At 40.5% G+C, this 14,293-nt stretch carries 15 protein-coding genes; all 15 read left to right on the top strand.

Annotated elements, in window-relative coordinates:
- Positions 1-14: 14 nt before the first annotated feature.
- The 15 genes from nusA to ACQKFO_RS06410 all read left to right on the top strand — a co-directional run bounded on the left by nusA (position 15) and on the right by ACQKFO_RS06410 (position 14,125).
- Positions 15-1,148: a transcription termination factor NusA gene (gene nusA / locus ACQKFO_RS06480; RefSeq protein ID WP_044337366.1), complete on the top strand. Its 1,134-nt coding sequence runs from the start codon at positions 15-17 to the stop codon at positions 1,146-1,148.
- Between the two features lie 12 nt (positions 1,149-1,160).
- Positions 1,161-1,430, top strand: a complete 270-nt coding sequence (gene rnpM / locus ACQKFO_RS06475) for an RNase P modulator RnpM (protein WP_113968187.1) — start codon at positions 1,161-1,163, stop codon at positions 1,428-1,430.
- Positions 1,431-1,440: 10 nt separating this feature from the next.
- Complete coding sequence (locus tag ACQKFO_RS06470) at positions 1,441-1,758, top strand: YlxQ family RNA-binding protein (protein ID WP_149155540.1); 318 nt, start codon at positions 1,441-1,443, stop codon at positions 1,756-1,758.
- A gap of 4 nt (positions 1,759-1,762) precedes the next feature.
- Positions 1,763-3,934: a translation initiation factor IF-2 gene (gene infB, locus ACQKFO_RS06465; RefSeq protein WP_427597507.1), complete on the top strand. Its 2,172-nt coding sequence runs from the start codon at positions 1,763-1,765 to the stop codon at positions 3,932-3,934.
- The gene (locus ACQKFO_RS06460; protein WP_149155542.1) at positions 3,931-4,209 is read left to right on the top strand and encodes a DUF503 domain-containing protein; all 279 of its coding nucleotides are present in this window, start codon (positions 3,931-3,933) and stop codon (positions 4,207-4,209) included. Before infB ends, ACQKFO_RS06460 begins: the two co-directional genes overlap by 4 nt.
- 55 nt (positions 4,210-4,264) lie before the next feature.
- On the top strand, positions 4,265-4,633 hold the full coding sequence (gene rbfA / locus ACQKFO_RS06455; RefSeq protein WP_148968773.1) for a 30S ribosome-binding factor RbfA: 369 nt from the start codon (positions 4,265-4,267) through the stop codon (positions 4,631-4,633).
- Between the two features lie 94 nt (positions 4,634-4,727).
- Positions 4,728-5,636 (top strand): tRNA pseudouridine(55) synthase TruB, encoded by a 909-nt coding sequence (gene truB, locus ACQKFO_RS06450; protein ID WP_427597506.1) that lies wholly within the window; start codon positions 4,728-4,730, stop codon positions 5,634-5,636.
- Positions 5,637-5,654: 18 nt separating this feature from the next.
- Positions 5,655-6,599, top strand: coding sequence for a bifunctional riboflavin kinase/FAD synthetase (gene ribF / locus ACQKFO_RS06445; RefSeq protein ID WP_427597505.1), 945 nt, complete (start codon positions 5,655-5,657; stop codon positions 6,597-6,599).
- A gap of 135 nt (positions 6,600-6,734) precedes the next feature.
- Positions 6,735-7,004, top strand: a complete 270-nt coding sequence (gene rpsO / locus ACQKFO_RS06440; protein ID WP_034760125.1) for a 30S ribosomal protein S15 — start codon at positions 6,735-6,737, stop codon at positions 7,002-7,004.
- 352 nt (positions 7,005-7,356) lie between these two features.
- A complete protein-coding gene (pnp, locus tag ACQKFO_RS06435; protein ID WP_427597504.1) occupies positions 7,357-9,480 on the top strand; it encodes a polyribonucleotide nucleotidyltransferase in 2,124 nt (707 codons plus the stop codon).
- 191 nt (positions 9,481-9,671) lie between these two features.
- Entirely contained in the window at positions 9,672-10,676 is a 1,005-nt protein-coding gene (locus ACQKFO_RS06430; protein ID WP_427597503.1) for a polysaccharide deacetylase family protein, read from the top strand.
- 28 nt (positions 10,677-10,704) lie between these two features.
- The gene (locus tag ACQKFO_RS06425; RefSeq protein ID WP_427597502.1) at positions 10,705-11,946 is read left to right on the top strand and encodes a M16 family metallopeptidase; all 1,242 of its coding nucleotides are present in this window, start codon (positions 10,705-10,707) and stop codon (positions 11,944-11,946) included.
- 138 nt (positions 11,947-12,084) lie between these two features.
- Positions 12,085-12,318, top strand: coding sequence for a YlmC/YmxH family sporulation protein (locus ACQKFO_RS06420; protein WP_113968177.1), 234 nt, complete (start codon positions 12,085-12,087; stop codon positions 12,316-12,318).
- 314 nt (positions 12,319-12,632) lie between these two features.
- On the top strand, positions 12,633-13,535 hold the full coding sequence (dpaA, locus tag ACQKFO_RS06415) for a dipicolinic acid synthetase subunit A (protein ID WP_427597501.1): 903 nt from the start codon (positions 12,633-12,635) through the stop codon (positions 13,533-13,535).
- Positions 13,532-14,125 carry a dipicolinate synthase subunit B gene (locus tag ACQKFO_RS06410; protein ID WP_427597500.1) on the top strand — a complete coding sequence of 198 codons (594 nt, stop codon included), beginning with the start codon at positions 13,532-13,534 and terminating at the stop codon, positions 14,123-14,125. The genes dpaA and ACQKFO_RS06410 overlap by 4 nt, the downstream gene beginning before the upstream one ends.
- The last annotated feature ends 168 nt before the right edge of the window (positions 14,126-14,293 follow it).

The following is a 14,293-nucleotide window of genomic DNA, read 5'->3' as shown; positions in this document are numbered from 1 at the left end:
GGGATGAAACCACCATGAGCACTCAGTTATTAGATGCTCTTACTGTTTTAGAGAAAGAGAAAGGCATTGCAAGAGATGTCATCATTGAAGCAATTGAAGCTGCACTTGTGTCGGCTTACAAACGAAATTTTAACCAAGCACAAAATGTCCGTGTAGACCTTAACCTTGAAACGGGTACGATGAGAGTTTTCGCTCGTAAGGAAGTTGTAGACGAAGTATTTGATTCCCGTCTTGAGATTTCTGTCGAAGACGCCGGGGAAATCAATCCTAGCTACGAGGTTGGAGACGTTGTTGAGTTGGAAGTTACACCAAAGGACTTTGGACGTATCGCTGCCCAAACGGCTAAACAGGTCGTTACCCAACGAGTAAGAGAAGCTGAAAGAGGAATTATCTATTCCGAATTTGTGGATCGCGAAGAAGATATCATGACAGGTATCGTCCAACGTCAGGACAATCGCTTTATCTATGTGGCACTAGGCAAGATTGAGGCGCTTTTACCAGTGAGCGAGCAGATGCCCAATGAAACATATAAACCTCATGATCGCATAAAAGTGTTTATTACAAAGGTTGAGAAGACGACAAAAGGTCCTCAAATCTTTGTTTCAAGAACACATCCTGGATTACTGAAGCGGTTATTTGAAATCGAAGTTCCTGAAATCTTTGATGGAACTGTAGAAATCAAATCTGTTGCACGTGAGGCCGGAGATCGCTCTAAAATCTCTGTTCATGCAGAAAATTCCGAGGTGGATCCCGTTGGGGCATGTGTAGGAACCAAGGGTGCACGTGTACAGGCAATTGTAAACGAATTAAAAGGTGAAAAAATTGACATTGTCCAATGGTCTGAAGATCCTGTAACATTCGTAGCCAATGCATTAAGTCCATCGAAAGTGCTGGATGTACAGGTGAATGAAGATGATAAAGCGACAAGAGTAGTTGTTCCGGATTATCAACTTTCACTTGCAATCGGTAAACGCGGTCAAAATGCCCGTCTTGCAGCCAAATTGACAAACTGGAAGATTGATATCAAGAGTGAAACAGACGCTCGTGAACTGGGATTGTATCCTCGAGAAGAGTCATTCCTTCCTCAAGATGAAGAGGAAGAATATGATAACGAGCCTTTAAATATTGATTTCGACAATCAAGATTAAGAGGTGAGTCAGATGAGTGTAAATAAGAAGATCCCATTGCGCAAATGTGTGGCAACGGGTGAGATGAAACCGAAGAAAGAAATGATACGGATTGTCCGCTCGAAAGAAGGGGAGGTTTCCATCGATCCCACCGGTAAGAAGTCAGGGCGTGGAGCTTATCTTTCCAAGGATAAAGACATCATTTTACAAGCTAAAAAGAAAAATACATTAGCCAATCAATTACAAGCGAAAATAGATGAATCTCTTTACGATGAATTGATTAGCCTTGTGGAGAAGGAGTAACGTTTAGCGTATGAATCAAAATCGTTGGATGTCACTTTTAGGATTGGCAAATCGGGCACGTAAGATTATTTCAGGTGAAGAGCTTGTTATTAAAGAAGTTCGTAGTGGACGAGCAAAACTTGTCATTCTTTCCAAAGATGCTTCTGCTAATACGTACAAGAAAATCACGGACAAATGTAAATCCTACAATGTCCCGGTTAGTTTAGTGGATAGCAGAAATGATTTAGGACAGGCCATTGGAAAAGAAGCCAGGGTTGTGGTGGCTATAATGGAAGCAGGCTTTGCCGGGAAATTATCCGAACTGCTCGATGAATCTCAGTGGGGGTGAACATATGAGCAAGATGCGTGTTTATGAATATGCAAAAAAATACAATGTTTCAAGCAAAGATGTTATCGGAAAATTAAAGCAACTTAATATTGAGGTATCAAACCATATGGCAACTATAGAAGACGACGCAGTAACAAAATTAGACGCGATGTACAAAGGGGATTCAGGCAGTCAGAAAACAAGCCAAAAGGATTCCAAGGCAAATGCATCAAAGACAGAAGAAGCTCCTAACAAGGAAAAAGTAAAATCAGCACCGAAAAGTCGTGAAGGAAAAAAACACGAACAACAGCACCAATCAAAGGAGAAGAAGGTCTTCAATAATAATAATAACAACAACAAAAACAAAAATAACAAACAAAACAGGCAAAATAAAAATTTCAAACAGGCTCCCCAGCAACAACAGCCTGCCAAGAAAAAAGAACTACCTTCAAAAATTACGTTCTCAGAGTCATTGACAGTTTCAGAGCTTGCGAAAAAGCTTCACAAAGAGCCATCTGAAATCATTAAAAAGCTATTCATGCTTGGTGTCATGGCAACAATCAACCAAGAGTTGGACAAAGATTCGATTGAACTGATTGCAGGAGAATATGGAGTCGAAGTAGAGGAAGAGATCAAAGTAGATGCCACAGATCTTGAAGTATACTTCACTGAAGATACACAAGAGCAAGTAGAAGAGCGTCCTTCTGTTGTAACAATCATGGGTCACGTTGACCATGGTAAAACGACTCTGCTTGATTCCATCCGTAACACGAAAGTAACGGCAGGAGAAGCAGGAGGAATCACTCAGCATATCGGTGCTTATCAAGTAGAAGTGGATGAAAAGAAGATCACCTTCCTTGATACTCCTGGACATGCTGCCTTCACAACGATGCGTGCCCGCGGTGCTCAAGTAACGGATATTGCGATCATTGTTGTTGCTGCTGATGATGGTGTCATGCCTCAAACAGTTGAAGCAATCAACCATGCGAAAGCGGCCGAAGTTCCAATTATCATTGCCGTCAATAAAATGGACAAAGAAGCTGCGAATCCAGATCGTGTAATGCAAGAGCTGACGGAATACGAACTGGTTCCTGAAGCGTGGGGTGGAGACACTATCTTCGTACCACTATCCGCATTATCAGGAGAAGGTATTGATAATTTACTTGAAATGATCGTTCTTGTCAGTGAAGTGGAAGAGCTTAAAGCAAATCCAAATCGCCTCGCTCAAGGTACGGTAATTGAAGCACAATTAGACAAAGGACGAGGTTCTGTAGCCACTTTACTTGTTCAAAATGGAACATTGAAAGTTGGAGACCCTATCGTAGTAGGAAATACATTCGGTCGTGTTCGTGCAATGGTCAATGATCTTGGTCGCCGTGTGAAAGAAGCAGGTCCATCGGCTCCTGTTGAAATCACAGGTTTAAATGATGTTCCTCAAGCCGGGGATCGTTTCGTTGTATTTGATGACGAGAAAACGGCTCGTTCCGTTGGTGAAGCCCGTGCTTCTCAAGCTCTCCAAGCACAAAGGGGAGAGAAGTCGAAGGTAAGCCTTGAGAATCTGTTTGAACAAATGAAACAAGGTGAAATGAAGGACTTGAACCTTGTTCTTAAAGCGGACGTTCAAGGTTCAGTGGAAGCTCTTGCGGCTTCATTGCTGAAAATTGAAGTTGAAGGTGTAAATATTCGTATCATCCATACAGGTGTAGGAGCGATTAATGAATCGGATATTACACTGGCAGCAGCGTCCAACGCCATTGTCATAGGCTTTAATGTTCGCCCTGATGTAAATGCGAAACGTACGGCTGATGCTGAAGGAGTAGAAATTCGATTACACCGTATTATCTATAAGGTAATGGAGGAAATCGAAGCTGCTATGAAAGGGATGCTGGACCCTGAATTCGAAGAAAAAATCATCGGTCAAGCAGAAGTTCGTCAAACATTTAAAGTGTCTAAAGTCGGTACAATTGCGGGAAGCTATGTAACAGAAGGTAAAATTTCTCGCGATAGCGGTGTTCGTCTGATACGTGATGGAATTGTTATCTTTGAAGGTGAACTGGATGCCCTTAAACGCTTTAAGGATGATGCGAAAGACGTAGCCAAAGGTTACGAATGTGGTATTACGATTAAGAACTTTAACGATGTGAAAGAAGGCGACGTAATCGAAGCCTTCATCATGGAGGAAATTACACGTAAATGATCACATATGTTGAATGTGAGTGCATGATTTATGATTCTCACTCTTTAAAAGAAAAGCGGGCGGTCCTGCAGAGGGTCTTGTCACGCCTCAAACAAAAATTTAATGTTTCTGTCTCTGAAATCGGACACCAGGATGTATGGCAACGAACCAGGATTGCCATCGTCACCGTCGCTTCTTCTAAAGGAGCAAGTGAAAGAGAAATTGAGCATGCATTGAAATTCATTGATTCTTTTCCGGAGTGGGAGAGACTGGAGACCCAAATCGAGTCGTTATAGAGAGTGGCTTATGTTCAAACATATAACCATTAACGATATATAAGAGGTGATATTGATGAGCCATCGTGCGAATCGTGTTAGCGAGCAAATGAAGAAAGAGCTCAGCGATATTATCGGACGAAAAATAAAGGACCCACGCATTGGCTTTGTGACAGTTACAGATGTGCAGGTAACTGGTGATTTACAACAGGCAAAAGTGTATATTACCGTTCTGGGTGGAGAAGACCAAAGAGAAAACACGCTTAAAGGTCTGGCGAAGGCAAAAGGGTTCATCCGTTCTGAAGTAGGACAGCGAATCCGTCTGCGTAAAACACCTGAAATTATTTTTGAGTTTGATGAATCGATTGATTATGGTAATCATATTGAAACTTTATTAAGAAAAGTTCAAGATGAACCAGAAGAGTCTAAAGACACTGAAGAGTAACAAGAAAGGGCTGATCCGGAGGGAATTCCAATGGATTAGTCCTTTTGTTTTATAATTGTTTTATTAAAGAATGAACATTAGTGGAGGTATTAAGATGAATGGAATCCTGCCCCTATGGAAGCCCCGTGGCATGACGTCACATGATTGTGTATTTAAATTAAGGAAGCTCCTTAGAACGAAGAAGGTTGGTCATACGGGCACACTTGATCCGGAAGTATCTGGTGTGCTTCCGATTTGTATTGGAAGAGCTACGAAGATAGCTGAGTACATTACAGCGTCGGGAAAAACCTATGAAGGGGAAGTCACACTCGGTTTCTCGACTACGACAGAAGATGCTTGGGGTGAACTTGTTGTAGAGAAGACGGTGGACCGTACGATTACCAGAGCAGAGGTTGAGGAGATTCTCAGGAGTTTAACCGGCGATATAACGCAAACCCCTCCAATGTATTCAGCGGTAAAAGTCAACGGTAAACGGTTGTATGAGTATGCAAGACAAGGGATTGAAATTGATAGGCCATCAAGGACGGTTCGTATCCATAAGCTTCAATTACTGGAGGATTGGGACGAGTTAGACAGTAAGCATCCGGCTTTCTCATTTGAAGTAGCTTGCGGCAAGGGGACATATGTAAGAACCCTTGCAGTTGAAATTGGAAATAGACTTGGATATCCAGCTCATATGTCCGCCCTTACGCGTACGAAATCAGCGAATTTTAGGAAAGAGGACTGTTTTACCTTAGAAGACGTAAAAGAGTTTGTTGAAAATGAAAACCAAGAGGGGCTTCTTCTCCCGTTGGAAATGGGGCTTTCTCATTTGCCGAAAATGGCAATTAGTGATACATTAGCAGAGAAAGTGAAGAACGGAGCACGCTTAGAAGAGCCTGAAGGCTGGCCGGAAACGGGAGAAGTAGTGATGGAGTACCAGGGCAAGGTCATTGCCATTTATCGCCGTCATCCGGACAAACCTGGGATTATCAAGCCTGTTAAGGTGCTTTTCAACGACTAGTGAAAAAGGTGAAATACTGTGAAAGTAATAACTGTACATCATCCCCATTCAATTAGTAAGAATGAATTTCCTCCCCTTGTGTTGGCTCTTGGATACTTCGATGGAGTACATAGAGGACATCAAAGGGTCATTACGACAGCCGTAAAAAAAGCTAAGGAACTTAATATGTGTAGTGCGGTCATGACATTTGATCCCCATCCTTCAGTTGTATTGGGTCATAAACACAAGCATATTCACTACATAACTCCTCTGGAAGATAAGAAAGAAATCATAGAGGAACTGGGCGTGGATTATTTATTTATTGTCCGTTTCACATCAGAATTTGCAAGTCTGATCCCTCAGGACTTCGTTGATCAATATATGATCGGTCTCAATGCACTGCATGTAGTCGCAGGCTTCGATTACTCATATGGACGTTTAGGAAAAGGGACGATGGAGACACTTCCATTCCATTCACGTGATATGTTTACTTCTACTACTATTTCGAAGCTTACAGACGATGACTCCAAAGTAAGTTCAACGGCCATAAGAAAATGCCTTAAAGAAGGCGATGTAAAGAAGGTTCGTCAGCTCCTGGGCAGGCCGTTTAAAATGAAAGGGACAGTCATACATGGTGATAAGAGAGGTAGAAAAATTGGTTTTCCTACTGCCAATGTTGAGTTGACCTACGACTATCTTACACCTAAAGTGGGAGTGTATGCCGTTAGACTGAAAATACATGACAAATGGTTCGATGGTGTATGTAATATCGGTTATAAGCCTACTTTTAAAAATCCAGATGAATACTCTCTATCAATCGAAGTTCATATTTTTGATTTTCATGCGTCAATATATGGCGAAGAAGTGTATATCGAATGGTATGAAAGAATTAGGGATGAACAGAAGTTTTCGGGGATAGAGGAATTAATCTCGCAAATTCAGAAAGATAAAGACAAAGCAATACACTACTTTTCGGAAATTTGAGGTTTATACTTGATTTTTGTTGAAAAGAGTAGTATTCTAAATAGCGTATGAAATGAACCTTTGCTTGGCATCACGATTCACCAACGGCTGCTCAGTAACAGGGGATTTGAAAGAAATTAATAGGAGGTGAAAAGGATGGCTATCACTAAAGAGCGTAAAAACGAACTTATCAGTGAATACAAAGTACATGAGAACGATACTGGATCTCCAGAAGTTCAAATTGCTGTCCTAACTGAAGAAATTAACAACCTGAACGATCACTTACGCGTTCACAAGAAAGACCACCACTCTCGTCGCGGTCTTCTAAAAATGGTAGGTCACCGTCGTAATCTATTATCTTACCTACGTAAGAAAGATGTACAACGCTACCGTGAGTTAATCAACAAATTAGGTTTACGTCGATAAACAGACAAAGGAAGCGGGATTATGTCCCGCTTTTTCTTTAGTTTTGATAAGTGGGAATCTTTGTATGATCCCCCACTTATTTTTAAATTTTTTTATCACGAAAAGTATTCAATTATATAGTTTTTGTCTAAAATACATAATATGTACATAAAAGTTAGTTAAGTCCTTAATGCGAGTAAATAGAACTTTCCATTGAGAGAACGTACTATATTTACATAGTTCCTTATGTTATTCACCCATGCGAATATAACGGCACAAATGTGCATGATATAGATTAGTTTATTTACAATATTTATCCGGGTTAGGTACAGGCCGAACCTTTTAGTGATATATAAAGAGAGGGGCACACTTTATGGAACAAACTAAACAAACCTTTTCCATTGAATGGGCAGGAAGAGAATTAACGGTCGAAGTAGGCCAATTTGCCAAACAAGCCAATGGAGCGGTAATGGTACGCTACGGAGATACTGCGGTATTAAGTAGTGCAACAGCTTCAAAAGAGCCAAAACCACTGGATTTCTTCCCACTAACTGTAAATTATGAAGAAAGATTATATGCTGTTGGTAAAATACCAGGAGGATTTATTAAACGTGAAGGTCGTCCGAGTGAAAAAGCGATTCTTGCAAGCCGTTTAATCGACCGCCCTATCCGTCCATTGTTCGCAGATGGATTCCGTAATGAGGTACAAGTAATCAGTATAGTGATGAGTGTAGACCAAAACTGTTCATCTGAAATGGCAGCTATGTTCGGATCTTCACTAGCACTATCTGTTTCTGATATCCCATTTGAGGGTCCGATTGCCGGCGTTATTGTTGGTCTGATTGATGGTGAATTTATTATTAACCCTTCAGTTGAGCAGCTGGAGAGAAGTGAGATTCATTTATCAGTAGCTGGTACCAAAGATGCCATCAACATGGTTGAAGCAGGCGCAGATGAAGTACCGGAAGAGACAATGCTTGAGGCAATCATGTTTGGTCATGAAGAAATAAAGCGTTTAGTCGCTTTCCAAGAGGAAATTGTTGCTAAAGTCGGTAAAGAGAAATCAGAAATTCAACTTGTTGAACTTGATCAAGCTGTTGAAGCAGAGGTTCGTTCTTTATGTGAAAGTGAACTAATCCCTGCGATTCAAGTTCAAGAAAAACATGCTCGTGAAGAAGCCATTAAAGCAGTAAAGAAAAAAGTGATGGCTGTTTATGAAGAAGAGAAAGAAGCCGATGAAGCTACACTGAAGCAAGTGAAAAAAGTATTAGACAAGCTTGTGAAAAATGAAGTTCGTCGCTTGATTACTGAAGATAAAGTCCGCCCTGATGGTCGTAAAGTCGATGAAATACGTCCACTTTCTTCCGAGGTTGGTTTATTACCAAGAACACATGGTTCAGGACTGTTCACACGTGGACAAACCCAAGCACTAAGCATTTGTACATTAGGGGCTTTAGGTGATGTTCAAGTTCTTGATGGTCTAGGAATTGAAGAATCAAAACGATTCATGCATCATTATAATTTCCCTCAATTCAGTGTAGGGGAAACGGGCCCGATCAGAGGACCTGGTCGTCGTGAAATCGGACATGGAGCACTAGGGGAAAAAGCATTGGATCCCATTATTCCAAACGAGAAAGACTTCCCGTATACAATCCGTCTTGTTTCTGAAGTACTTGAATCAAATGGTTCAACTTCCCAAGCAAGTATATGTGCAAGTACCCTGGCGATGATGGATGCCGGTGTTCCTATTAAAGCACCTGTAGCAGGGATCGCCATGGGTCTGATCAAATCTGGTGAAAACTATTCCATCTTAACAGATATTCAAGGAATGGAAGATCACCTGGGTGACATGGACTTTAAAGTAGCAGGGACTTCTAAAGGTGTAACTGCTCTTCAAATGGATATTAAGATTGATGGGCTATCCCGAGAAATTCTTGAAGAAGCACTTCAACAAGCTAAAAAAGGAAGAATGCAGATCCTTGATAGCATGTTAGCAACAATCGGTGAAGCAAGAACAAGCCTTTCTCAATATGCACCTAAAATCTTAACTATGCATATTAATCCTGATAAGATCCGTGATGTTATTGGACCAAGTGGTAAACAAATCAATAAAATCATCGACGAAACAGGCGTTAAGATTGATATTGAGCAGGACGGAACGATCTTCATCTCCTCTACTGATGAAGAGATGAACAAAGTTGCTAAGAAAACAATTGAAGATATCGTTAGAGAAGTTGAAGCTGGACAAATGTATCTGGGGAAAGTAAAACGAATTGAAAAATTCGGAGCATTTGTAGAAATCTTCAGTGGTAAAGATGGCCTGGTCCACATTTCTGAAATTGCAGAAGAACGAATTCGCAAAGTAGAAGATGTAGTGGCTATAGGCGATGAGATCCTTGTTAAGGTTCTTGACATCGATAACCAGGGTAGAGTCAACTTGTCCAGAAAAGCAGTTCTTAAAGAGCAGCGTGAAAAAGAAGAACAAAACCAAGCATAATCTTTTTAGATTGGCAGGCTGTCCTGTAAGGAGCAAACTCTCCTGCGGGGCGGCTTTTTTTATCTGTGGAGTTCTCATTCAGGACTGAAGAAGTAGAATTGGCTTGTCGCCTCTGGAGCATTGCTCGTCCGCTTTTGTTCTACCTTTTCCTTTTCCTTCATATGTTTTTAGGAGAAGGAAGGTGGACAGGTATGGAAAGAAATTACTTGATTGGAATTAGTCTAATTGCTATTCTGACTTTAGTTGTCGTTGAAAATCCGTTATCAGATCAGTATGTGACAGGACTAAAACAAGAATCGTTAGAAGTGAATGGAGTTAGCCAACCAATTGATCTAACTCGAAAAATAAAAGAAGAAGCAAAATTGAGGGAAGTCCCTGCTCAAGATGCTGTAATAGATACAGTTTGGAAAGCTACACCAGGATATAATGGTTTAAAAGTGGATGTAGAAGCGTCTCTTCAAAATATGAAAAAAGAAAAATCATTCGATGAAGATAAATTGATCTACAAGCAAGTCACTCCTGATACGCACTTACCTGATTTACCTGCTTCCCCTGTTTACCGGGGGAATCCCGATAAACCAATGGTCTCCTTTATTATCAATGTAGCATGGGGAAATGAATACATTCCGGATATGCTTGCAACTTTGAAAAAACACCAAGTATATGCTACGTTCTTTTTAGAGGGGAGATGGGTGAAAAATAACCCGGACTTAGCGAAGATGATCGTGGACGCAGGACATGAAGTGGGAAATCATTCATATTCTCACCCTGATATGAAAACATTGGAGTCAGCCAAAGTAAGAGAAGAATTGAAAAAAACGAATGAAATAATTGAAGTGACCACAGGGGAAAAAGTAAAGTGGTTTGCTCCACCAAGCGGCAGCTACCGGGAGGAAGTCATAACTATTGCAGACGACATGCACATGAGAACGATTATGTGGAGTGTGGATACGATTGATTGGCAAAAACCACAACCAAGCGTGTTAATCGAGCGAGTAATGAGAAAGATGCACAAGGGAGCAATTGTACTGATGCATCCGACAGCTTCAACAGCCAATTCGTTAAGCATGTTGATTCTTCAAATAAAAGAAAAAAATTTAAGGCTTGGTACGATCTCAAGCTTGGTTAAAGAAGAGAGAATCGTAGAAGACGTCGATAATTCGTCTAAACAGGGAAATAGTAATAAGAAGCAGTAAGTTTGCATCATGAATAGGAGGAAATTTCTTGATAAAGAAATATACATGCCAAAACGGACTAAGAATCGTGCTGGAGGAAATACCTCACGTACGTTCTGTAGCGATCGGGGTCTGGATTGGAACCGGCTCACGCAATGAAACAGAACAAAATAACGGAATATCCCACTTCTTGGAACATATGTTTTTCAAAGGAACAAAAACGAAAACGGCCCGTGAAATAGCAGAGTCATTTGACAGCATCGGCGGACAGGTCAATGCATTTACTTCAAAGGAATATACCTGCTATTATGCAAAAGTATTGGACAATCATGCGGATTATGCATTACATACACTTTCTGATATGTTCTTTAACTCTACCTACGTAGAAGAAGAATTAAATAAAGAAAAAAATGTAGTGTATGAAGAGATTAAAATGTATGAAGATACCCCTGATGATATCGTCCATGACTTACTAAGCAAGGCAATCTATGAAGAGCATCCCCTTGGCTATCCGATTCTGGGAACGGAAGAAACACTTAACTCATTCAATCAAGCCAAATTGAAAGAGTACATGCATGACATGTACACTCCGGATCAAGTAGTGGTTTCTGTAGCAGGAAATGTGGATGAAACATTCATCAAAGAAGTCGAGAAGCTATTCGGATCTTATGAAGGTGGTAAAGGACCAGAGGACCGTGTGAAGCCTGCCTTTCATAATAATAAGCTTGCGCGGAAAAAAGATACAGAACAAGCCCATTTATGTTTAGGATTTGACGGCCTGCAAATAGGGCATCCAGACATCTATAACCTGATTGTATTAAACAATGTATTAGGTGGCAGTATGTCATCCCGTCTGTTTCAGGAGGTTCGAGAGCAAAGAGGACTTGCTTACTCCGTATTTTCATATCACTCCGCTTATGAAGATAGTGGAATGGTAACCATCTATGGAGGGACAGGGGCCAATCAGTTAGATCAATTATTCGATACAATCGACAGTACCCTGCGAGCCTTAAAAGCTGATGGTATAACCTCTAAAGAATTACTTAACAGCAAAGAGCAATTAAAGGGTAACCTTATGCTCAGTTTAGAAAGCACCAATAGCCGCATGAGTCGTAATGGGAAAAATGAGCTGCTTCTAAAACGCCACCGAACGCTGGATGAGATTGTCGAAGAAATCGACGGTGTTACGATGGACAAAGTAAATAAGTTAGCCCTTGACATCTTTAAAGATGATTATGCAATATCCCTCATCAGTCCGGAGGGGAATCTCCCTCAAAATATGAAGAAATAACAGGAAAAAGCAGACTGCTTAAGTCTGCTTTTTTTGTATGAATCATCACATTGGATGGAAATAACGAAGAATTTCTTCTAAAAAAAGTGGACAGTGTATACATTGTAATACAGAGCTTCTTTTAAGGAGGAAACCTTCATGAGATTAAGCGAGTTAAGCGGAAAAGAAATAGTCGATTACAAAAAAGCAGAACGACTTGGTATTCTAGGGCAAACTGATCTTGAATTCAATGATAAGTCAGGAAGCATTAATGCGCTTATCATACCGACGGGTAAATGGCTGCGAAAACAAGGTGGGGAAATAAGGGTACCATGGCATCAGATCAGAACAATCGGAGCTGATATGATCATTCTGGAAGTATCGAATGAATAAAGAAATAGATAGTCTATTGAAACGGGGAAACCCCGTTTTTTTATTTGGCCATTATTAAAATAATCAGGCTTTCTCCAAAATGATGGAAGGAGTCAGTGTAATAGGAAGATACATATTGTACCACTCGTATAAAACCTGTTTACAATCATTATCCCAACCTGACCTGTAACAACAGCTACATTACAGAAGCAATCCCATATTCTAAACAGTCTCTTCCTGCTTTTCTTCTCACCCATTAGGTATGTGCAACATACACTGTTGAAGTGAAAAGGGATTTAGAATAGCGATTATGTAAAAAGTAGGTGAAATCAGTGATGCTGACCGGAATGCAGATCGCAGTTCTAGGCGGAGATGCTCGTCAACTTGAGATTATTCGGAAGCTTACTGAGTTGGATGCAAAGATCTCACTCGTAGGTTTTGAACAACTAGATCATGCCTTTACAGGGGCTACGAAAGAGAAACTCGATGAAGTGGACTTTTCAATTATTGATGCCATAATCTTACCTGTACCCGGCACGAATCTACAAGGCGAAATTGATACGATTTTCTCCAATGAGAAAATCGTTTTAACAGAAGAAGTTGTGTCTCAGACGCCAGAGCACTGTACGATCTATTCAGGAATTAGTAATAAGTATTTGGATGAAATAATGTCTTCAACGAATCGGAAACTTGTTCAGTTGTTTGAGAGAGACGATGTTGCCATTTATAATTCTATTCCTACTGTAGAGGGAACGATTATGATGGCTATTCAACATACAGACTTTACGATTCATGGATCTACGATTGTCATATTGGGTCTGGGTAGGGTAGGTATGAGTGTAGCTAGAACGTTTCATCATTTAGGCGGAAAGGTGAAGGTTGGCGCTCGGAAAAGTGAGCATCTGGCGAGGGTGACTGAAATGGGCTTAGAGCCATTCCACTTAGATAACTTAGAAAAAGAGGTTGAGAATTGTGATATATGTATTAACACAATTCCAGTGCATATAGTGAAGGCTGCTGTGATAGCCAAAATGCCAGCTCATACATTAATCATCGATTTGGCTTCAAAGCCTGGAGGTACAGATTTTCGTTATGCAGAAAAACGGGGAATAAAAGCATTGTTAGCCCCCGGATTGCCTGGGATCGTGGCACCTAAGACAGCTGGCCAGATACTGGCGAATGTACTTTGTCAATTGTTAGAGGAAGATCTTGATTTAGGAAAGGAGAGTTCATCATGAGTGTGAAAGGAAAACGAATCGGGTTTGGTCTGACAGGTTCTCATTGTACGTATGATGCCGTATTCCCGGAAATCGAACGATTAGTGAATAACGGTGCAGAAGTGATGCCGATAGTAACTTCAACTGTTATGAATACGGAAACGAGATTCGGTAAAGGAGAAGACTGGATTAAGCGAATTGAAGACGTTACAGGTCATAGGGTAATCGATTCAATCGTTAAGGCAGAACCACTAGGTCCTAAAATTCCATTGGATTGTATGGTGATCGCTCCCCTTACAGGAAATTCAATGAGTAAATTCGCCAATGCAATGACAGATTCCCCAGTGTTAATGGCTGCTAAAGCGACTCTTCGTAATCATCGACCTGTAGTACTGGGGATATCAACAAATGATGCTCTTGGTTTAAACGGTGTAAACCTAATGAGATTAATATCAACCAAAGATATTTACTTTATCCCATTTGGTCAGGATGCACCTGAAAGTAAACCAAAATCAATGGTAGCCAGAATGACGCTGATTCAGGAAACGGTAGAAGCGGCTATTGAAGGAAAACAGCTTCAGCCTGTCGTAATCGAAAGATATTTAGATTAATAGATTGAGAAGGCTATCAACTTGCACTGTTATGATGGCCTTCTTTTCATGTATATATATTTAAAGTTATTAGTAAATAAAAATAATCAAGGCATAAATATAAAATTTCCTATTGTCGAATAATTGTTTATGTTAAAATATTCTTTATTATAGTAATAGACTAAAAGG

The sequence above is a fragment of the Rossellomorea sp. NPDC071047 genome, from assembly GCF_050270195.1.
Lineage (GTDB): Bacteria > Bacillota > Bacilli > Bacillales > Bacillaceae_B > Rossellomorea.
Note: the sequence above shows the minus strand (reverse complement) of the source record. Positions and strands in the feature narration are given on the sequence as shown.